Genomic DNA, 20,218 nt, shown 5'->3' on the forward strand with positions numbered 1-20,218 from the left:
GTCCGGTGGAGCGGCACGAGCCCGGGACAGTTGCACCGCCGCCGCGGCATGAGACTGCGCGGCTGCCTCAGGACGGCCCGGTGGAGCGGCACGAGTCTGTGCCCAACTTCTCCGGGGCGTTCGGCGCCGCCGCGCACCTGACCGGTGGTGACAGTGCTCACCTGGACGGCGGTGCCCGGACGCCATCCGCTCCGGCCGGGGCACGTCCGGCCGGGCCCGATCAGTCGCCCTCACAGACATTGCCGGAGACGATTGCGGACGCCACGCCGTCGCCGGGCACCACCCCGAATCCGATGGCGGGCGGCGGCTACCTGCTCGGTCCGGGGGCGGGCGGTACCGCCTCGGGGGGCGCTGGCGGCCGCAGGAATCCTGGAGACGGTCCGGCATCCGCACCGCCCCCTCGTGCGGTGAAGCGACGAGCGGACCCGGGCGAAGACACCCTGAGGATGGGCGCGCCGCCGGCAAAGCGGCAGCGGACTCCCGCGTACGAGAACAGCGAGGCCGTGATGGCGGATCGCGGTTACGAACGGGTCGCTCCGGACAGCAAGACGGCCACCGACCTGGTCGACTACCTCGGTGGCGCACCCAAGTTGCACCCGCCGATGAGCAACTCGCTGCTGCAGAAGATCAACCCTCACCAGGCACCGGTGGAGCCCGGGGCGGGCTTCAGGCCCGGCGACGACTTGATGGCCTGCCTGGAGAACGTCGAGGCGTACCGGGACACCCACTTCGGGCGCCCCCGGGTCTCCGGGCGGACCCTGAACGGCACCGTCGAGCCGGTCCCCGGCAACGCGCTGTGGAAACGGCACGACGGACCGGCGCTGTATGGTCAGGGACCGGACGCCGTGGCGAAGCTGATGGACCAGGTGCGGGCCGGCGGGCCCGGCACTTTCGCCACCGTGCTCGGCGCCGGACCGCGGGGCGACGGCCACGCCGTCGCCCTCGTCCACGACCGGGACGGCACGCTGCGCTGGGCCGACCCGACCGACCGCAAGGTCACCACCGCCAACGGGGCGGTGCCCGAGAACTACCACCCTGACTGGACGATCTGGGCCTCCGTCGCGGACCCCCACGAGAACAACATCTCCGGACCGCACGACCCCGGTTTCATGGACCGCTTCAGCAGCTTGAACCAGGCTGGAACCACCGCCTCCGACGGCATCGGTGTCAGCCACCGGAACCCGGAGGTGGTATTTCTCGACGAGATGTTCCCACCACCGCCCCGGCCGATCGAACCCCACAGGAGTTTTCGGGCCAATTATCTGGGCAGCCGGAGGCACCAGCTGCTACAGCAAGAGGAGAGAAGAGTCCACGATCAAATGCTGCAGCAGAGAGAAGAGTGGGAGATCCGCGCGCGATCCCTCACCGAATGGGTGACGGAATTGGAAGGGGGGCGTCTTGACGGCGATGTGGCGCAGATCGGCCCGGCCGGGGACCCTCACTTCTCTTTCGACAGGGCCACCGGAAGGGTGACCTTCCACAAGGAGCCGGGCTTTATTCGCTCTGCGTATCCCCGCCTCGCCGATGTGGCGCGAGATTTCGTCGTGACAAATCTGCAAATTCGGGAAGATGCATTTGCGGATGAGCACTCGCTGGTCAGCGGTACCGAGTTCATGCGATTCTATGCGGAAACTCGCCCAGGGAACCAGTACTACGATCAGCAGCGGCAGCGGGACGAGGACCTGGACAGGGACGCGGACAACCTGGCAAACCAGACCCTGCCTGAGCAGCCTGACCGCGCCCGTGTCGACACCCTGCTCGCAGTCGACACCCCGCCCGAAGGCGACCTCGCAGCGCGGCACCAGGCGCAAGCGCTGTTGCAGGACCACCCAGGATTCGTCCTGGGTGAGACGCACGGGGACACAGCCACCTGGCACTTCCTGCGCGACAACATGCAGCAGCTCCGTGAGGCCCGTGTCACCACCCTGTATGTCGAGCACTTCTCCGATGACACGACCCAACACCTGTTTGACCGGTACAACTCCGAACCCCCCGATGCCTTGACCGGAAATCCCCTGCGGGAAATAGTCATCCGCCAAGCGGGTAATCGCATGCCCCCGGAAACGATTCTCGAAGTGGTCGAAGCCGCCCACCGTCAGGGTATCGAGATCCGGGCCATCGACGGGAACCCGGCAAGGAGAGTAAGGTCGGAACATAATGACCCGAATCACCCTGACGTCGGATACTTTCGGGTACGGCGCATGAACGCCTATTCCTATGAGGCGATCCGAAACCACCGAGGCGACGCTACGGGCGACGAAAAATACATCGTCGTGGTGGGAAGCTCGCACGCCGGAAACTACACGGGACCCGAAGGCCGTCCTGACGTACGCGGAATGTCGCAGACCCTGGGAATTCCCGGCGTGAGATTCATCCGGCAACAGGATCAGGTGGGCGCCCGTCGCACAGTGGTGTCCCTGCCGCCCCGGATGGAGCAGACCCCGGAGTGACGCCCCCTTCACCATGGGCCGCTCGACGTGGAGTCGGGCGGACCGGGTGAAGGCCGGGCGGGCGGCGCCGTGCGCCCGCGGCGCGCACCGCCCGGAGTTCGCGGGCGGATGCGCGCACCGTAGTTGTGTGAGGGGTGTCGGTGGTCAGCCTTCGCCTTGGCCCTCTCCGCCGATCGGGCTGATCCTGACCCGGTCGCCGCCGCTGGTGTCGGTGACGGGCAGTGAGGCGGCGCCCGGCCAGGGCAGGGTGACCGACTGGGTCTCGTCCGGCGGGGTCACCACCAGGCCGGTGATCCGCACGCCCGTGCCGCCCGAGGTGTTGAGCGGGTAGTAGATCCCGACGAACGTCGGCTTGCCGCTCTTCAGGACGGCTTGGGACGCGGGCTGGCCACTGCGTTGTGCGGAGATCGCCCCTGCCGACGTCTGCAGGTCGACGCCCGCGTACCCGGCGACGGTGCAGTCCTTGCTGCTGCGGTTTTTCAGTGTCACCACCACGGTGCCCTCGCCCTCGCCCGTGATGGTGCGGTCGGAGGCGGTGATGTCCAAGTCGGCGGTGCGGCACTTGGCGAGGGCGCCGGCCGCGGGTGGCTGGGTGACGGGTGAGGCGCTGTGGTCGGTGGTGGTGCTGGGGGCCGCACCGGTGGGGGCAGGACTGCTGGCGGTAGCGGAGCCGGCCGACGAGGCGGAGGTGGTGGGCGGGGTGCTTGGCGTGCCGCTCGCGCCGCCGTCCTGGCAGGCGGAGAGCGAGAGGACGGTGGCGGCAGCCAGGACTGCGAGGACGGGCTTGTGGACGCTCACGGTGTTCTCCTCAAAGTGCTGGGCTGGGTGGGCCGTCCGCTACGGGCGGCCTCCCGAGGGCCTGCGCCGCTCGTTCGAACGAAGCGCTCCTGCGAGGTCTGCCCTCGAACTATCCTGTGACACACCGCACTTGGCCTTCCGCGTTGTGGACGCGGAGAACGGACTCAGCCGGCCGGGCGCGGGGTGTTTCGTGCCGCTGGCACGTGGCGGTCGTCGAGCAGGGACGGTACGGCGACAGCGAGCCGGTTCAGCGGTTCACCACGCGTCCCTCTGTGCCCGACTGTGTACTTTGGTCCGCCCTGTCCCATGGGGTGGCGAAGGCGCTTACCCGCAGGTCAGGGTGGTATTCATTCGCGTACGGGCGGGGCTCGGCTGTGTCAGTGTGGTGCCAGGTACCCGTCCTGGCACGAGGGAGAGCGCACATGACCATCTCCGCCCGATACACGCCCGCGGCCTGGGACACGCTCGACATCACGGTGCTGGATGCCCACGGCCCCGTGCGGGCGGTGCGCGTCGGCGGGGAGCTGGACCTGCACAGCGCCTGGCGCCTGACCCCGGTACTGGCGGCGTTGCTGAGCCCCCGTCCGGCCGCGCTGGTACTGGACCTCGCACCGCTGGACTTCTGCGACTCGATGGGCCTGCACGAGTTCATCAAGGCCCGCCACCACGCCAAAGGCGTCCCCCTGATCCTGGCGGCCCTGCCCCGCCACCTGCGCAGGCTGATGGAGATCAGCGGCCTGGAGCGCCTGTTCACCATCACCGCCAGTCTCACCGAAGCCCTCGCGCAGCCCACCGGCTGATCCCTTCGTGGTGGTGTGGGGTGCGGGGGAGGGGAATGCGGCCGGTGCGCCGGCCGGACCGGGTCGGTGGGAGAGGGGTGGGGGATGGCTGAGGGTGGGGGGATGCGCGGGCGCGTCTCGACGAGGCGGTCAAGGCGCTGTTCGAGCACAACAAGCTGGCGCGCGAGACGGGCACAGCGGTAGGCATGGCGGGTGTCGTTCGGGGTGTTCTCGGTCTTGAGGGGCTGGGTCTTCAACTGCCCGGAGCAGTCTCTCAGCTGCACGCCGAGTCGCAGCACCTGCTGCGGACGGACGCCGACGTCCAAGCGGACGTGCGCGAAGCGGTGCGCCGGGCGGCGAGCGGGTTGGAGGAGGCGCATCTCCTCGCGGGTCGGCTGCGCGATGCGCTCGCCCAAGCGGCCCGAGAGCTGCGCGAGGTGACCGAAGCGGCGCCCCGGACGGCCTGAGCAGCTCAGGCGCCGTCCGGGGCGCCGGTGGTCGGGGTCGGGTCCGGTGAGCGGTGCGGGTCAGGTGTCCGTGGGTGGGGTTGGTGGTTGTCTAGACTCTCGGATGTGGATGAGTCGATGGCGGGTGGGGTGGGGCCGGTGGGCGGTGCGGGTGTGGTGAGGGTGTGGGCGCGCGGTCAGCTGGACTGGGATCGTGGGCAGGATTTCGCGGCTGCCCTGGAGGCGGCGCTGTGTGCGGGCGCGGGCACGGTGGTGGTGGATGTCTCGGGTCTGGAGTTCGCTGATTCCTCGGTGCTGAACGCCCTGCTGGCGGCGCACGGGCGTCAGCGGGCGGCCGGCGGGCGCCTGGTACTGGCGGGGCCGCTGCTGCCGGCGGTGGAGGGGTTCTTCCGCATCACGGGTGTCCTGGACTACTTCACGTTCGCCGAAGACCTTGCCGGGGACGCCGCGGGTGACGTGGTGGCGGGTGATGTCGCGCCGGGTGACGGTGGTGGCGGTGCCGGCCGGTGACGTATCTGGTCGGGGAGTGCCCACGTACGGGTGGTGGGTGGTGTGCTCCGGCCGGGCGGGGGCAGTCGACGGGGTGAGAATTCCCCGTTGATTCCTTTTGCCTTTTCTGTGCCAGGAGTTCACCGAACGAAAGCCGCCGCCATGTCCGACCTGCCGCCTTCCTCCCGCATGGCCTCCCCGGGCATCCAGGCCGACGGCACCGCCACAGCCGCATCCGGGCCCGGCGGCGCCGGTATCCAAGGCCGGCGGGCGGACCTCGCCGACACCCGGCGCCCGAAGGAGAGCCGCCCGAATCCCGAGCGGCACCCGACCGAAGACGGGCCGGGCCGGACTGCCGACGGACAGCACCCGTCCCCTGCTGCTACTGCGCACGCTCCGGTGGCCACTTCGCACACTGCGGTGGACGGGCCGGCGGTGGAGCTGGATGTGCGTGTGCCGGTGGTGCGCACGGCGGCGCAGGCCCGGGAGACGGTCAGCGGGTTGCTGCGTCAGGCGGGGGTGGGTGCGGGGGTGGAGATGCAGGCGCACCTGGTGGTCACCGAGCTGGTGACCAATGCCAACCGGCACGCCGGCGGTGTCACCGCCTTCCGCCTCCGCCTGGAAGGCACCGGCCCGAAGGCCGGCCCGGGGCGGCTGCGGGTCGAGGTGGAGGACGACGAGGTGAGGCTGCCGCACAGCGACGAGGGTGCTCTGACGGACACGACGCGCTGGGGCGGGCGGGGCTGGGCCCTGGTCCTCAAGCTCTGCTCCCGGGTGGACGTGGTGGCGCTGCCCGGCGGCGGCAAGCGCATCAGCACCACCATCGACCTGTAGACCCGGCTCCGTACCGTTCCCGCACGTGCTTCCGGGCGGCCCGAAGGACTGTACGGCCATGGGGGCCGGGCCGCGGTCGTCATCCGCACACTCCCTGGACTCTGCGGGAAGCGCCGCCACAGCGGCCGTGCAGCCCGGATCTCTCATCCGCTTCCGGGGCCGGTGTGCGGTTGGAGTGGCATGGGGTGGCGGTGCCGGGTCATACGGCGTGCGACGGGACCTGCGACTCCTGCTCCGCGGGATCGGTGACCTCCATGTCGGGTTCCGTCCGGGCGTCGCCGCCCGCGCGACACCCCAACCGGGCTGCAACCGTCCGGTGCGGGCGAGAGCGCGCGAGCGGCGACGCCCGTCCGCCCTCCGGGACGGCGTGCCCGCCGGACCGCCGCCGCACCCACAGCCGCCGCACCCCCGGGCCGACGGCCCCGCCATCACTGCGCGCCCGCCCCCGCGGCAGTCCCGAAATCGCAACCCGCTTCTTCCCGGGTCGGCCCCGATGCGGCCGCGTGCGCTCCACCGGCTGCTGGGCCCACAGCCGCTCTGTCGGTGGGGCGTGAAAGGCTGGCAGGCCTTCGACCCACTGCGCCGCGCCCCCGCCCGCGGCTTCCACTGCCGTCCGTGGCGGCCTTGCCGTCTGGAGATGACCTGCCGCCCGTGTCCCCACCACCCGGTCCCGATCCTCACGACGGCTCCGACAGGCCTCCGTCGTTTCGTGTCACCGCGTCCCGTGCGGGCCTGGCGTGGGTTCTGCACCTGAGCGGTGACCTGGACGTCGACACCGCCCCCGTCCTGCAGGACGGGGTGCGGCAGGCCTTGGAGAGCGGGGCGTGCCGGCTGCTGGTCCTGGACCTCGCCCGCCTGGACTTCTGCGACTCCAGCGGCCTGCACGAACTGCTTCACGCCCGGGCCAACCCCCGGCACGTCCCCCTCGTCCTGGCAGCCCCCTCGCCGCGGTTCGTGCGCCTGCTGGAGCTGGCCGGCGCCGAGGGGGTCTTCGTGCTGGCCGGCGGCGTGCAGTCCGCGATCGACTACCACCGCCTCGAGAGCGCCTGGCAGCGGCAACTGGATCAGGAGAAGCCGGGAGAGGACGCCCAGGAGCCCGGAGGAACGCCCTGAAAACGGGGACCGGACGGGACCGCAGGTGAAGGGCCGCCAGCAGGCAGGGGTACATGCGGTGTCCGGGACGCGGCAGTTCCCGGGGCCCCCACGCTCCGCTGCGGCCCGGACACCGCGCGCACACCACCCTTCCCCGCCGCCCGGGCCCGCGCCGCACCAGCATCCGAGGCGCCCGCCTGGACACCGGGGGCGTACTGACGGGATTCCTTGTCTGCCGACCGGATTCACGGCGCTGCGGCCGCCGGGTGCTCAGCAGTCACCGTGCAGGGCGTGCGGGACGTCCGCGTGGATGGTGAACATCTTCTCCGTTCCCGTGATGCGCAGCAGCCACAGCAAATGGGGGCCCGGCGCGGTCAGGACGAGAGTGCTGCCCAGGCGTCTGGTCTCCATCCGCACGCGCAGCAGTACTGCCAGGCATACCGAGTCGCAGAACTCCAGCCCGGCCAGATCGAAGACCAGTAGCCGTGCGGGGGGTGCCAGCGCGGCGACGAGAGGCCCGGTCAGGCGCTGTTCGACGCTGGTGTCGTCATCCATCTCGCCGCTCAGGTGGACGATCCTCGCGCAGGCGTCCGGAATGTCGACGACCCTGACGCGCAGCGACTTGCCGGGCTGGGTGCGTGAATCTTCGTGAAGTTTCATACGACGTTCCCGAGTCGGATAAAGGCGCCTGTCCCGTACCCGGGCGCCGTATGGGGGGCGGCTTCCCCGGTTGCGCCACGGGTAACTCGAACACCACGGCCGGAATTCCTCGGATGGCCTGCAATTCGGCGTCCAGTCGACGTGATCATCGTCCTTTTCGGGCAAATGGCTGCAGCTCTATATCCGAAACGCACCGGTCCGACGGCTGGGCCGGGGCTCCTCGCGGCCCGACGCCCCCGGCTCCGCCCGCGCGGAGGGCGCAGCACTGCGGCGGCGCCACGGCCTCCCGTCGTGGGCGTAGCAGTGATCACCGAATGCGGCGGCAGGCCGGACCCTCCTGGCCGAGGGAGCGGACACCGGCTACGCTGACGTCCTCCCCGGCCTTCTCCAGGGCAGGGACGAGAACGGTGAGAGCGTCATGGCGGCTGCGGTCCGGGAGGCCGGAGTGTGCACCGACCCGCGCGGCCTACCTGCCGGTCACGTCGCGCACTACCGCTCGCCGGTGGGGCATGCCCGTACCGGATGGCTCTTCGCCGCCAGCAGGTAGGCCGGGAAAACTCCGTCAACCGTGGGCCGCGCAAGCGCGCCGGCCCGCTCCGGGCCGATTCGTCCGCGCTCGCGCAGAAAGCGGACGGGCATCAGCGCTCACATCGAGAGCGAGCCGCACAGCGTCGACGACCGGCCGTACGCCCCCGCCTGACCGGCGGGGCACGCAGGTCGAGGTCCGAGCAGGGGCCACGCCGCGGCCGCCGCAGGATCCAGGCACCTCTCCGAGCCGGGGAAACGGCCTCCCCGGTGTCCCATCGGCCGCTTTCTCACCACCCCGCCTCCGTCTCCGTCCCTCTGTCGCCCGGCCCCGGCCCAGGACCGCACCTCTCGCGTCGGCAGCTGACGGCCAGGGCCGGGTGCTGCCGTGCCGCCGTAGGCGAGGACCGTACCGACTCGCGGCCGTGAGGGCCGCACCGACTCGCAGCTGTCAGGAAACGACCTGAGGAGATGCCAGTGACCTTCAGATCCGATGAGCCCGCATCCGCCCCGGGTGCTTCCAGGGCGGCGGAAGGCGCCGAGTCCCCGGACACCGTGCTCCGGGCGATGCGCACTCACCTTGCCGCCCACCGGGACCGGCTGCTCGTCGATACCACCCACTGGCACACCGACCCCGACCTGAGCGCCCTGGCCGGCCACGTCGGCCACCTCGGCGTCCTGGTCGAACTCCTGCACCACTGGACCCGCGGCCTGGAAGCGGACGGCCACCACGTGCACAGCCGACTCGCCCTCGCCGCCCGCTCGGCCGCGATCACCGCCCTGACCAGGATGGCCAGAGTCCACGAGACGCTCGCCGCCCTGCGGCCCGCCGCCACACGCCCCGACGCCCTGGGGGTCCAGCACACCACCGGTCAAGCCCGCTACGCCCTCGCCTGCGCCGTCGTCGCACTCGACGCCCATCTCGTGCGCGACCATCGCGGCGACATTCCCGGCCGGCCCACCCACACCCAGCCCGTACGTGGCGGACAGCGGAGTTCTTGAACACCCGCTCCGGATATTCCCCCGGCCTGAATGGTCATCCGCAAAACCGCTCGCCACTCAGAAGGAAAGTTTCCTCACCCGTGCGCCTCTCGCTCTTTTTCGATTTCATTGGTCCAGACCTGTTGACAGGTCTGGACCATTGGGCTTGAGTCTGTACCGGCCTCCCCGCCCTGCCCCACCTTTTCCCCCACGAGGAGTGGCAGTTGAAGAAGCAGAAGATTTCCGCGCTGCTGACCGGTGTGCTCGCTGCTGCCGGCCTGGCGGTGATGGCGCCCACCACATCGAGTGCGGCGGCGTCCTGTGCGGGCGCGTACTCGTCGGCGCAGGTGTACACCGGCGGGATGTCCGCCTCGTACAACGGGCACAACTGGAACGCCAAGTGGTGGCCCCAGGGCGAGACCCCGAGCGCCGGTGGCTCCGGCGTCTGGGCCGACCAGGGCGCCTGCGGCGGCGATGGCGGCACCACTACGCCCCCCGTGCAGGGTTCCTGCGACCACCCGGCCTGGGCGGCCGGCACCCAGTACGCCACCGGAAGCGTCGTCAAGTACGCGCCCAACGGCCAGTACTACATCGCCACCCACGACAACCCGGGCTACGACCCGACCATCTCCACCTGGTTCTGGAGCCCCTACAGCTGCACCGGCGGCGGGACCACCACCCCGCCGCCCTCCAGCGGCTCCTTCGTGGTCTCCGAGGCCCAGTTCAATCAGATGTTCCCGAGCCGGAACTCCTTCTACACCTACTCCGGCCTGGTCGCGGCGCTGAACGCCTACCCGGCGTTCGCCAACACCGGCTCGGACACGGTCAAGAAGCAGGAGGCGGCGGCGTTCCTCGCCAACGTCAACCACGAGACCGGCGGCCTGGTCTACACCACCGAGATCGACAAGTCCGGCAACTACTGCGACACCAGCCGCTCCTACGGCTGCCCGGCGGGCACCTACGCCTACTACGGTCGCGGCCCCATCCAGCTCAGCTGGAACTTCAACTACAAGAGCGCCGGCGACGCGCTGGGCATCAACCTGCTCAACAACCCCAGCCTCGTCGAGACCGACGCCACCGTCGCCTGGAAGACCGGCCTGTGGTATTGGAACACCCAGACCGGCCCCGGCACCATGACCGGACACAACGCCATGGTGGGCGGCAGCGGATTCGGCGAGACCATCCGCTCCATCAACGGCTACGTCGAGTGCGACAGGCACAACCCCGCCCAGGTGCAGAGCCGCATCAACTCCTACACCAACTTCGCCGCCATCCTGGGCGTGCCCACCGGCTCCAACCTCAGCTGCTGACGCTTCCCCACCGGCCCCAGCCTCAGTGGCCGGGACTTTTCCACCGGCTCCCACCTCGGCCGCTGACCCCGCACGCACCGCAGGAACGGGCACTGCCAACCGGCTGAACCCGAAGTCCCTATGCGCGTGCTACCGGTACCGAAACCGCTCCCGCACCCGCCGGCAGCACGTGCCCTTCACCTCGCGCGTGCTGCCGGTGCCCTGCCATGCCCTGATCGCTTCCACCGCATCCGGATGCAAGGAGTGAACACGAACAAAACGTCCAGACCGTGGGCTACCTGTCTCGGTGCGCTGGCGCTGGTGGCCGCCCTCATCGGATTCACCGGCGCCGCCTCCGCCACCTCCGGCGGCACCACGCCTGGCGGTTCCCCGCAACACGCCGCGCCGATGATCATCGGCGGGCAGCCCTCCTCCGCGCAGTACCCGGCCGGGCTGTGGAACGCCTGCACCGTCGTGCTGATCAAGCCCGACTGGATCCTGACCGCCGCCCACTGCACCTGGAAGGTCGAGACGGTCCGCTTCGGGGACGACACCACCACCCCCGTCGCGATCTCGGCCACCGACAACCGCCTGTACTTCACCGGCGGCGACGCGGACGTGGCCCTGCTGCACCTGACCACCCCCGTCACCGCCGTGCAGCCGGCGCTCATCGCCAAGACCTCCCCGGCCACCGGCACCGCCACCCGCCTGGTCGGCTACGGGCAGACCTGCCCCACCGTCGGCTGCGGCCCATGTCCACCAAGGCCATGGCGGTCGACACCACCGTCGTCGACGACGCCAAGTGCCCGGTGATCCACAACGGCAACGCCGAGCTCTGCAACGACGACCCGGGCAACACCGGCGCCTGCTACGGCGACTCCGGCGGCCCAGAGTTCCTCAGGGCCGCCACCGGCCCGTGGGTCCTCGTCGGCGTGGGCAACGGATGGGGAACGGCGAACACCGACTGCGGCGCCGCCCCCTCCGTCTACGCGGACGTCACCGAGAAGGGCGGCGTGCGCCAGTGGATCGCCCAGACGGTGGGCGGACTGCCCGACGCGCCCACCGGCCCCACCAGCTCCTCCAGCCCCTCCCCGAGCGCCAGCACCTCTCCGCGCCCCAGCACCTCCCCGAGCGGCAGCACGTGCACGGCCGCGCCGTGGAGCGCCTCCGCCGTCTACGCCGGCGGCAGCGAGGTCTCCTACAACGGCCGCAAGTGGAAGGCCAAGTGGTGGACCACCAACGAGAAGCCCGGCGCCGCGGGAGACTGGGGCGTGTGGCAGGACGGAGGCACGTGCTGAGCACGTGGAGCCTGCCGCAACGCCTCCCCGGCGCATCGCGGCACTCGGCTGAACGGATCTGGGCCATCTTGTGCCAGGAGCGGACGGAACGCAGGAGGCGGGGTTGCCACCGGGGCGCTGCGAGGCTGTCGAGGCGCCCCGGCGCTGCGCCTCCGGTCAGTGGCGCGGCAGTGGCGCACGACCGGGACGAATCCCGCCGTTCGAGTGCGAGGGTGTCGCGCACCCGTGCGAGCGTGCCGGCCGGGCGGGCGAGCGCGTGGGCTCCCTGTCGGGTCACTTGACACCAGGACATCCGGTCCGGGGCGGACGGCCTCGAAACGGATGACCCCGTGACGGCAGCAGAGGTCCCCAGTCCTGCCGGTGAGCTGCCGACGGCGGTGTTGGATCCGGCGCGGCTGGCCGCGGTGGCCGCCAGCGGCTTACTGGACACCGCGCCGCAAGGCGCCTTCGACGACCTCGCGCAGCTCGCCCTGGCGATCACCGGCGCGCAGAAGGCGTTCTTCACCGTCGCCGACGGCCGGCGCTCGTTCTGGAAGAGCGCTTTGGGCGTGGACCCCGCGGCCGGATCCGAGAACGACATGCGCGACAGCCCCTGCCACATCCTCGTGGGCACCGGCCGGGAGCTGATCGCCGAGAACGCGGCCCGCGACCCCCGCATCAAGGACCTCGGGGCCGTCGCCGACCCGGGCGTCGGCGCCTGGGCGGGCTACCCGGTGTTCTCGCCCGACGGGCACATGCTGGGCGGGTTCTGCGTGGTCGACCGCGACGCCCGCCCCTTCACCCCCCCAGACCCGGGCCCTGCGGACCCTGGTGCGGTCGGTGTCCTCCGAGATCGCCCTGCGTCAGGCCCTGCACCGGGCCCGGGCCCGCGAAACAGGGGACGGCCGCGCTCGCCCGTACCCTGGGACCCTCCTGCCGCCGAGGCTGCCCAAGGCGCCCGGGATGGACGTGGCCGCCACGCACCTGCCTGCCGACGCCACCGGCGTGGCCGGGGTGGAGGTGGTCGGAGACTTCTACGACCTCTTCCACACCCGCGGCCTCCTGGCCGACACCGAGCCCCACCAGCACCTGCAGAGCCTGCGCCCACCTCTTGACCGACGCCCTGCTCGGCGGCACGACCCGCGCCCGCGACGACGGCTGGGGCCCCGCCTACGCGCACTACTCCCATGACCAGGTCCGCACCCTGCTCGTCACTGTCCCGCACCGGCCCCGGACCGACCAGTAGCCGCCTCCGGCGGGTGCGGTGGTCTCCGGGAATGCCGGTCGGCGCTTCCAGCTCGGGAGGACCGACCGGCAGGGAGGCGCCGCCAGTGGGCGCCACGGAACGTCCAGGATGGGCCGGCGGACTCTCCCGGATGTCGCCCTGCCCGCACTGGTGCCGTGTCCGGGGGGCGTTCTTCGATCCGGCCAGAGTGGCAGGCGCTCACCCAGGGCCGCGAGAGGCGGTCACCGACCCGTTGGAGCGCGCCTGCCAGCAGGTGGTGGCGGTGTCCGACGAATTCCGGACGGGTCCTTCGGCAGGCTGCCCGTGGCCGCTGAATCAGAGCCGGCTCCCGTCGGCCCGGACGGCGTGCAGCTGCACGGCGGCGGCGAGTCATTCATCCAGGCCGTCGTGGCTGGAGGGAGTTCGCTGTAGAGCGCCGATGGATTTTGCCAACTCGCGTTTGGAACGGCCCTGTTGGGTGTAGGTTCCACTCGGTTCATAGGATGTCGGCTCAGGCCGGAGACTGTATGCGTTCAGGCGCATGGGGTGCCCAGTTCGCGTCGCCATCCACCACGGTTCCCCTTGGGGGCTCACCCGGAGGTTGACGCATGCCCGTGTGGCTGTCACGCCCTGCTCTCGTCTCACTGCTCGCCCTGCCCCTTCTGGCAGTCGTGCTCCTGTCCGCTCCGGCCTGGCTGACCTGGCCCTTCCTCCCGGCTCCGCGCCAGCGGGTCGTACTTGCCGTCCTGGACCGCCTCGTGCAGTGGACGCGCGCGGTCGCGTCCCGCACGAGCGTGTCGCAGCCGGGGTGAGCTGACGGGGTCGTCCCCGCACGAACGGGCCGTTTCCGAGCGCCCGAAACGGCCAGGCCGCTCCGGTGCGCTGGAGCGGCCTGACGGGCTCGCCCGGAGCCTTTGCTACCGGTGGAGAAGAAGCTGAACAGGTCGTGGTGCGGGTCCCCGACGACCCCGCTGCCCCGCGCCGGCGCGAAGGGCCCGCCGGGGTCGCCGGCGGCCTCCACGGCCTGGGCGGCATTGCGCAGGGCCTGAGCGTGGGCGTATTCGTCCCGGCGCTCGACCAGTGCCCACAGCCACGAGGCGGCCTCCTGCCCGGCCTCGCGGGCCCGCTCCGGCGCCCGCCGCTCCCACCTCGTACACGGCGACCGCGCGGTCCTGCCCGTCGCCCCGCCCCCGCCCCGCCTCCGGACCCGGGACCAGGCGGTCGTCCCGGTTGGCGGGGTCGTCGTGGTCGTCGTCCGGGCCGGGGTAGTGGTCCAGGCGCGGCGGGGGGAAGCGCAGCGAGCCGGGCAGCGGGCTGGGCGGGGAGTCGGGAGACGGGTCCATGCCCTGCCCGACCCCCGTTCGGTCGTCCGGGTCACGGCGTGCCGCGCGCTGGTGGTGTGCGCGATGCCCGTACGGCCACTGCCCGCGCTCCCGGGGGCCCCGGGTCGGTCAGTGGCCGCGTCCGGCGCGTACGACCCGGAGCTCGACGTCGACTCCACCCCGCTCCGTGCGCAGGACCTTGACCCTGCCCGACTCGGCCAAGCGGCCTGACCTACCCCTCGGGATCGGCGGACAGGGTCCCGTCGTCCCCGGGCTCGTGGCCGCCGTGGCGGGCACGAAGCCTGTGGATGCCTTGTGTCACGGCCTCGTTCAGCGCCCCCAGCAGCGCGGTTGCGGTGCGAAGGTCCGCGGTGCTGCTATGCCGGAGGGTGTCGCCGATCTCCGCTCCGGCGGCCTGCATGAAGGCCCGCGACTGTGCCAGGGCGGTGGGGGTCGGCCGCAAGGTGACACGGCGGCGGTCGCCGTTCTCCCGGCTGCGGCTCACCAGCTCCGCCTTCTGGAGGCGGTGCAGCAGGACCGTGGTGGCACCGGTGCTCATGCCGATGCGCTGTGCCAGCGCCGTGGGCGACAGAGGCGCACCGGCCTGGGCTGCCCAGACGATCTGCGCCAGTGCCCGGGCGTCCGAGGTGGGCAGCCGCACCCATGCGGCCAGATGGTGGTTGAGCTCCGCGAAACCGACGGCCCAGTCCCGCAGCGCTTCCATGACAGCCACCTCGTCCGGCTCCCATACGCGCATCAGCGGATCGTCCATGAGCACCCTTCCTCCTCTCACGCTGATAGCTTTACATTAAAGCTATCTTCTGGGAGGTCATCGTGCAGCAGCCGCGCACCGTGGTTGTATCGGGTGCCAGTATCGCCGGGCTGTCGGCCGCTTTCTGGCTCCGGAAGCAGGGCTGGAACGTCAGCGTGATCGAGCGGGCGGACAGCTTCCGCGACGGCGGGCAGAACGTCGATGTGCGCGGTGTCGCCCGCGACGTTCTCCACCGGATGGGACTGTTCGACGCCGTCAAGGCCCAGAACACCACCGAAACCGGCGCGGTGTTCGTCGACCGCAACGGATCAGTGACCGCCGAGCTGCCGTCCGACGGGCCTGACGGAGCCACGGCCGAGCTCGAGATCCTGCGCGGTGATCTGGCGCGCGTCATCCACGACCACCTTCCCGACGGCGTGGAGTTCCTCTACGGTGACACCATCACCGAGGTCACCGACGGGTCCGGGCCGCTCCAGGTGATCACCGCCGGGCACCGCACCCTGCCGTGTGACCTGCTGGTAATCGCTGAAGGCGTGCGCTCAACCACGCGTGAGCTCGTGTTTCCGCCCGGCGCCGTCACCTCCGACGACCTCGACGTGAGCATGGTGTTCGGCACCATCCCCCGTACCGGGGACGACACCACGACCTGGCGCTGGCACACCACCACCCGCGGACGCCAGATCCACCTGCGCCCCGATCCGCACGGCACCACCCGCGCGATGCTCTGCTGCAGCCCCGCCGTAGACCTCGCCGGCCTCGACCGCGCCCAGGCCCTCACCCGGCTGCGGCAACGGTTCGCGAACGCTGGCTGGCAGGCTCCCCGCATCCTCGACGACTTCACCTCCACCGACGACCTCTACATCGACCAGCTCACCCAGATCCGCATGGCCACCTGGCACCGGGGACGCACCGTCACGGCCGGGGACGCCGGCTGGTGCGTCACCCCCATGGGAGGCGGCGGAGCCTCCCTCGCCCTCACCAGCGGCTACGTCCTCGCAGCCCAACTCGCCGCCCATCCCGACAGCACCGAAAACGCCCTCGCCGACTACGAGACGTGGATGCGCCCCCTCGTCGACCAGTTCCAGACCCTGCCCCGCGGCTGGAAGCGCTTCGCCTACCCCCAGACCGCCACCGGACTGAAGATCCGCCACATCGCCAGCAAGGCACTGACCTCACGCCCGCTCAGGCCCCTGACCGACAAGCTCACGCAAGCCGCCCACATCTCGCCCCCTCTGCCGGACATGCCCCGACCATCCAGCTGACACTCCCGCGGCCCGGCCCGGCCAGACGCATTCCCGCGGCAGAGACCTCGGGCACCGGTGGGCCCGCGCCCGCCCGCCTGAGGCGCAGGATGGCGTACGAGGACCGGTCCTCGCTGCCGCAGTACATACCGGATTCGCTGCGGCGGAGCCCCTACCGTGGTCCTCGCGGCCTGGGCGGCGTCGCGCAGCGCCCGGAGGTGGCTCTGGTCGGTCTGTCCGCCCGCCCGGCCGGCTCCCGCAGCCAGTCGGCGGGCCTCCTGTCCGACCTCGCGGGCCCGCTCAAGCACCCGCCGCTCCCGCCCGTCCAACTCGTACACGGCGCCCGCGACGGCCTGCCCGCCTGTTGCGTCAGCGTGGGGGTGCCTGCTTCGTGTCGCGGGGGGTAGCCGTGAGTGACCGGTGCGGGTGGTCCGTGCCGATCATGTCCGGAGGTGCCCTGTGTCCAGCAGCCCGCGTCCGCGTCCGCGTCTTGCCGTGCTCGCCGCCGCCACCGCCGCTCCTCTGGCCCTGGCGGTCGTGACCGCGGGGCCCTCCTCCGCGGCGGTCCCCACCCCCGTCCGCGCCGCGGCGAAGGCTGCACCCGACTCGGTCGCCTCGGTCGACCTGGCCCGCTACCTCGGGCCCTGGTACCAGGTCGCGGCCAAGCCCGCCCCGTACGAGATCCAGTGCAAGAAGAACTCCACCGCCCGCTACGCCCCCACCACGACCGGGACCGTCTCGGTCACCAACAGCTGCTCGACCTGGCTGGGCGGCTCCAGCACCGTCAAGGGCGACGCCAAGGCCCTGGACACCACCGGCGCCCGCCTCAACGTCTCCTTCCTCGGAGCCGGAACCTCCTGGCTGCACACCACCCAGGCCAACTACATCGTCGTCGGCCTGGCCGACGACTACCGCTGGGCCACCGTCACCGACTCCGACCGCACCAGCGGCTTCGTCCTCTCCCGCACCCCCGCTCTCACGCCCGCCGACACCACCGCCGCCCGAGCCGCCCTCACCCGCGCCGGCATCGACCCCTGCACCGTCCGATACACCCCCCAGGACGGCGCCAACACCACCACCGACCCCTTCTGCACCCACTGACCCCTCCGCCCATCACCCGGCAGAGCGGGCAAGTGCCGACTTGCCCCCGGGAGGTCCTGGACCCGGCCGGCGGGGGAGCGAGGGAGAGGGCCGGTGGCACCCGAGGTTCGGGGCGCGCTGGCCCTCCCCACGGCCCGGCCGGGGCGGGCCGTGGGGTCGTGGCCGGTACCCGGGCGTGCCGGCCCCGTTGGATGTACTGGCGATCCCCGGCCCCGACTGCCTCTCGGAGACTGTCGCGGCCCCCTGTAGCGGCCTTCCCGCACGAGAGCGCGACAAGGGGGCACTGTCGCGTCCTGTGACCAGCACGGGCACCCCTCCACCCCCGCCTCGCTGCCACCCGCGACAGCCACAGTGGCACAGCACCGCCCCTGCCTCCGGGCTACCCCTGGGCCCGGCGGTAGGGTCGCCGGCCGGGGCGCGGCGAGGTCATCAAAGCTCCCCGGCCGGGTGCTCCGGCCGGCCGTTACGGGGATGAGGTCCGCCCGGGGCGCATACAGCCGCCCCCACCGGTCATACGAGTGGTGCGAACCCCGCGCCACGCCCCAACCGCGTCGGTGTGACAGATCCTCCAGGTCCGGGTTCCGCGCTGACGCCGTCCCTGCGGTGGCCGGTCGCGCTTCGAGCACGCGGCCGGGTCCGACCCAGCAGGGACGGCGTCCGTGCGTGCAGTCGCCGAATCCGGAAACAGGGTCGGGGCCGGGGTGGGTTTCGTGCCGCTGGTGTGGCGGTGGTCGTTGGGTGGGGGCGGTACCGGTGGTGCCGGGCCGGTCCACAGGCCGGCCGTGGCACCCCTCCGTCGTGGTTGGGCGGCGGAGAGGGCGGCCGGACCGCATGCCGGGGCGCCCCGCGGCTCGGGGCGCCCCGGCCCCACGGCGTCCGCGCCGCACACCTCGCGCGGAGTTTCGTGTGCGGCGCGGGCGCCGCCGTCCCTCTGCCCGGCCGGAGCGCATGCAGCCCGCGCCTGCGGGTCATACGGGACGGGACGGAACCCACGCCACTCCCCGTGGTGCATGCCATCTCCAGGTCCGGGTCCCGTCCAGACGCCGCCCCCGCGGTGACCGGCCGCCCCCCGCCCCCGCGGCCGGAGCCGCTCCCACAGGGGGCGGCGTCCGCGTGCGCGCCACTGCTACCGGCTCGCGCCGGACCGTGAAAGCCCCTGCGCTTCCATCGGAAGCATCAGGAAGGATGATCCCGCACCCGATCCTGGAACACGTCGGTGATTCCGTGAGGCCCTCGGTCGTGATCGAATTCGCCCCGCCTTTTCGGCCAGGCGGTACGGACCGGAAACTCCGGACGGGAGGCCGTCGCAGACGGAACGATCCGATGCCCAGAAGTGAGGTGCACGCGGTTGGGTCCTACCCCGTCAGATTTCACCCTCTGCGCAGGGCATGACCCGTCCGACCCAGGGCACGCGGCCAGGTGTCCGGTGGCTTTGGTCGCTCTTCGTCGGTCTACCCGAGCCGCCGGACACCCATCCTCCGAGTCGGCCCGGCCGCAGACCGCCATTCGGCCAAGCATGCACACGCATCAAGTCAAGTACTTGACCGACGCTCAGCCGCCCCCGGGTTCCGCTCCGCTTCGGCGGGCCGGGCAGCACGTACGGGATCTCGATCGTCGTCCGCTTCCGTCCGGTGCGGCCGAGTGGGTGAAGCCGGTGTGTGGGGCGGGTGTCGCCGGGTTGGTCGTGGCCCTGCGGTGTGGTGATCGCCCGGTGGAGTGGCCGACTGGCGAGGCGGCGGTCCGCGAGGCCGTGCGGTAAGGGGTGGAAGCGCCGGACAGCTCCAGGTCGCAGACTCCCGGCAGGTTGGCGATAGTGCCGGTCAGGTGCCCCTGGTAGTCGGCCACCAGGATCGTGCCGGCGTTGTAGTCGGAGATGAACACCCGCTTGTGCACCCCGTCGACCGCCAGATCGCAGTGGTGGGCGATTGGCAGCGCGGTGCCGCCGCCGTCCGCCGCCGCGTGCGCGGCGGGTGCCGTGCTGAGCGTCAGGCCCAGCAGGGCGACCAGAGGCAGGAGCGCCCTGGCGCGGATAACTGGTCATTTCAAAACGAGTTCGACTCCGGGGCTCGGCAGTTGAGATGGCCAGGCGGCAGAGTGCTGCACGTGTCGGATGATCTCGTGCCTGATGATCCGTGGGAGCGAGTGGCTCCGCTGCTGCCACAGCGTCCGTCGCGGCGCCATCGCTGTCCCGGGAGGCCGCCTGCCGACGATCTGGCTGCGCTGCGCGGCATCGTGCATGTGCTGTGCAAGAGCGCGAGTTGGCGGGACGTGACCGCGGAGCGAACCGGCCGCAGCGGGATCACGGCCTGGCGCAGGCTGCGGGACTGGACCGAGGCCGGCGTGCGGCCACGCCTGCACGAGGTCCTTCTCGCCGAACTGCGAGCCGCAGGGCTGCTGGAGATGGACGACGCCGCCGTCGACGGTTTGCACGTCAGAGCGCTCAAAGGGGGGGCGGACACCGGACCTCCACCGGTCGACCGGGGCCGGCCGGGCAGCAAGCACCACCTGATCGTCGACCGGCACGGCACCCCGCTCGCCGTCACACTGACCGGCGGGAACCGGCACGACGTCACCCAGCTCCTGCCCCTCCTGGACGCGATCCCACCGATCCGGGGCCTGCGAGGCAGACCCCGACGACGCCCCCGCCGACTGTTCGCCGACCGCGGCTACGACCACGACGAGTACCGCCGCTTCCTTCGCCGCCGCGGCATCACCCCGAAGATCGCCCGCCGCGGCGTCGCCCACGGCTCCGGACTCGGCAAGACCCGCTGGGTGGTGGAGCGGACCTTCGCCCGGCTCCACCGGTTCAAGCGACTGCGGACCCGCTACGAGATGCGCGCCGACCTCCACCTCGGCCTGTTCCAACTCGCCTGCAGCATCATCTGCCTAGGCAAGCTCCGAACCTCATTTTGAAAT

18 protein-coding genes are annotated in these 20,218 nt (G+C 71.6%); 15 read left to right on the forward strand and 3 right to left on the reverse strand.

What is annotated here, in order from left to right; genetic code table 11:
* Positions 1–80: 80 nt before the first annotated feature.
* Positions 81–2,450 carry a toxin glutamine deamidase domain-containing protein gene (locus K353_RS32725; RefSeq protein ID WP_146616641.1) on the forward strand — a complete coding sequence of 790 codons (2,370 nt, stop codon included), beginning with the start codon at positions 81–83 and terminating at the stop codon, positions 2,448–2,450.
* A gap of 144 nt (positions 2,451–2,594) precedes the next feature.
* Here the strand turns inward: K353_RS32725 and K353_RS32730 are convergent, their stop codons facing one another.
* Entirely contained in the window at positions 2,595–3,248 is a 654-nt protein-coding gene (locus K353_RS32730) for a DUF4232 domain-containing protein (protein ID WP_111557117.1), read from the reverse strand.
* Between the two features lie 422 nt (positions 3,249–3,670).
* Between K353_RS32730 and K353_RS32735 the strand changes: the two genes are divergently transcribed.
* The 5 genes from K353_RS32735 to K353_RS34685 all read left to right on the forward strand — a co-directional run bounded on the left by K353_RS32735 (position 3,671) and on the right by K353_RS34685 (position 6,930).
* Complete coding sequence (locus K353_RS32735; RefSeq protein WP_111557118.1) at positions 3,671–4,048, forward strand: STAS domain-containing protein; 378 nt, start codon at positions 3,671–3,673, stop codon at positions 4,046–4,048.
* Positions 4,049–4,233: 185 nt separating this feature from the next.
* Entirely contained in the window at positions 4,234–4,494 is a 261-nt protein-coding gene (locus tag K353_RS32740; protein WP_111557119.1) for a hypothetical protein, read from the forward strand.
* Positions 4,495–4,599: 105 nt separating this feature from the next.
* Positions 4,600–5,004, forward strand: a complete 405-nt coding sequence (locus K353_RS32745; protein ID WP_233533982.1) for an STAS domain-containing protein — start codon at positions 4,600–4,602, stop codon at positions 5,002–5,004.
* Positions 5,005–5,430: 426 nt separating this feature from the next.
* Positions 5,431–5,817 (forward strand): ATP-binding protein, encoded by a 387-nt coding sequence (locus tag K353_RS36390; protein WP_233533983.1) that lies wholly within the window; start codon positions 5,431–5,433, stop codon positions 5,815–5,817.
* Positions 5,818–6,468: 651 nt separating this feature from the next.
* Positions 6,469–6,930 (forward strand): STAS domain-containing protein, encoded by a 462-nt coding sequence (locus K353_RS34685; protein WP_158585556.1) that lies wholly within the window; start codon positions 6,469–6,471, stop codon positions 6,928–6,930.
* Positions 6,931–7,179: 249 nt separating this feature from the next.
* Here the strand turns inward: K353_RS34685 and K353_RS32760 are convergent, their stop codons facing one another.
* A complete protein-coding gene (locus K353_RS32760; RefSeq protein WP_111557122.1) occupies positions 7,180–7,569 on the reverse strand; it encodes an STAS domain-containing protein in 390 nt (129 codons plus the stop codon).
* A gap of 1,092 nt (positions 7,570–8,661) precedes the next feature.
* On the opposite strand from K353_RS32760, the gene K353_RS34690 reads away from it, so the two are divergent.
* From K353_RS34690 to K353_RS36715, 6 genes are all read left to right on the forward strand, one after another.
* On the forward strand, positions 8,662–9,096 hold the full coding sequence (locus K353_RS34690; protein ID WP_158585557.1) for a hypothetical protein: 435 nt from the start codon (positions 8,662–8,664) through the stop codon (positions 9,094–9,096).
* 266 nt (positions 9,097–9,362) lie between these two features.
* On the forward strand, positions 9,363–10,385 hold the full coding sequence (locus K353_RS32770; RefSeq protein WP_111557139.1) for a glycoside hydrolase family 19 protein: 1,023 nt from the start codon (positions 9,363–9,365) through the stop codon (positions 10,383–10,385).
* A gap of 300 nt (positions 10,386–10,685) precedes the next feature.
* Positions 10,686–11,177, forward strand: coding sequence for a trypsin-like serine protease (locus tag K353_RS36705; protein ID WP_158585558.1), 492 nt, complete (start codon positions 10,686–10,688; stop codon positions 11,175–11,177).
* Positions 11,117–11,662 carry a carbohydrate-binding protein gene (locus K353_RS36710; protein WP_111557124.1) on the forward strand — a complete coding sequence of 182 codons (546 nt, stop codon included), beginning with the start codon at positions 11,117–11,119 and terminating at the stop codon, positions 11,660–11,662. The genes K353_RS36705 and K353_RS36710 overlap by 61 nt, the downstream gene beginning before the upstream one ends.
* Before the next feature lie 404 nt (positions 11,663–12,066).
* Positions 12,067–12,756 carry a GAF domain-containing protein gene (locus K353_RS37380; protein ID WP_370447697.1) on the forward strand — a complete coding sequence of 230 codons (690 nt, stop codon included), beginning with the start codon at positions 12,067–12,069 and terminating at the stop codon, positions 12,754–12,756.
* Complete coding sequence (locus tag K353_RS36715; RefSeq protein WP_255410789.1) at positions 12,753–12,887, forward strand: hypothetical protein; 135 nt, start codon at positions 12,753–12,755, stop codon at positions 12,885–12,887. Before K353_RS37380 ends, K353_RS36715 begins: the two co-directional genes overlap by 4 nt.
* A gap of 1,533 nt (positions 12,888–14,420) precedes the next feature.
* Here the strand turns inward: K353_RS36715 and K353_RS32790 are convergent.
* Positions 14,421–14,960 carry a MarR family winged helix-turn-helix transcriptional regulator gene (locus K353_RS32790; protein ID WP_111557140.1) on the reverse strand — a complete coding sequence of 180 codons (540 nt, stop codon included), beginning with the start codon at positions 14,958–14,960 and terminating at the stop codon, positions 14,421–14,423.
* Between the two features lie 62 nt (positions 14,961–15,022).
* Here K353_RS32790 and K353_RS32795 point away from each other — a divergent pair, with 62 nt between their 5' ends.
* From K353_RS32795 to K353_RS32810, 3 genes are all read left to right on the forward strand, one after another.
* Positions 15,023–16,222 (forward strand): FAD-dependent monooxygenase, encoded by a 1,200-nt coding sequence (locus K353_RS32795; protein ID WP_111557126.1) that lies wholly within the window; start codon positions 15,023–15,025, stop codon positions 16,220–16,222.
* A 516-nt stretch (positions 16,223–16,738) separates the two neighbouring features.
* A complete protein-coding gene (locus K353_RS32805) occupies positions 16,739–17,302 on the forward strand; it encodes a lipocalin family protein (protein ID WP_305000345.1) in 564 nt (187 codons plus the stop codon).
* Positions 17,303–19,405: 2,103 nt separating this feature from the next.
* The gene (locus K353_RS32810) at positions 19,406–20,215 is read left to right on the forward strand and encodes an IS5 family transposase (RefSeq protein ID WP_111557141.1); all 810 of its coding nucleotides are present in this window, start codon (positions 19,406–19,408) and stop codon (positions 20,213–20,215) included.
* The last annotated feature ends 3 nt before the right edge of the window (positions 20,216–20,218 follow it).

Origin of the sequence: Kitasatospora sp. SolWspMP-SS2h, from assembly GCF_003259315.1 — a bacterium.
Taxonomy (GTDB): domain Bacteria; phylum Actinomycetota; class Actinomycetes; order Streptomycetales; family Streptomycetaceae; genus Kitasatospora; species Kitasatospora fiedleri.

Bases quoted from the DNA above. Each gene is read 5' to 3' on its own strand.
- K353_RS32735 (WP_111557118.1), top strand. From the start codon at position 3,671: ATGACCATCTCCGCCCGATACACGCCCGCGGCCTGGGACACGCTCGAC.
- K353_RS32740 (WP_111557119.1), top strand. From the start codon at position 4,234: ATGGCGGGTGTCGTTCGGGGTGTTCTCGGTCTTGAGGGGCTGGGTCTT.
- K353_RS32760 (WP_111557122.1), bottom strand. From the start codon at position 7,569: ATGAAACTTCACGAAGATTCACGCACCCAGCCCGGCAAGTCGCTGCGC.
- K353_RS34690 (WP_158585557.1), top strand. From the start codon at position 8,662: ATGCGCACTCACCTTGCCGCCCACCGGGACCGGCTGCTCGTCGATACC.
- K353_RS32770 (WP_111557139.1), top strand. From the start codon at position 9,363: ATGGCGCCCACCACATCGAGTGCGGCGGCGTCCTGTGCGGGCGCGTAC.
- K353_RS36710 (WP_111557124.1), top strand. From the start codon at position 11,117: ATGTCCACCAAGGCCATGGCGGTCGACACCACCGTCGTCGACGACGCC.
- K353_RS32790 (WP_111557140.1), bottom strand. From the start codon at position 14,960: ATGGACGATCCGCTGATGCGCGTATGGGAGCCGGACGAGGTGGCTGTC.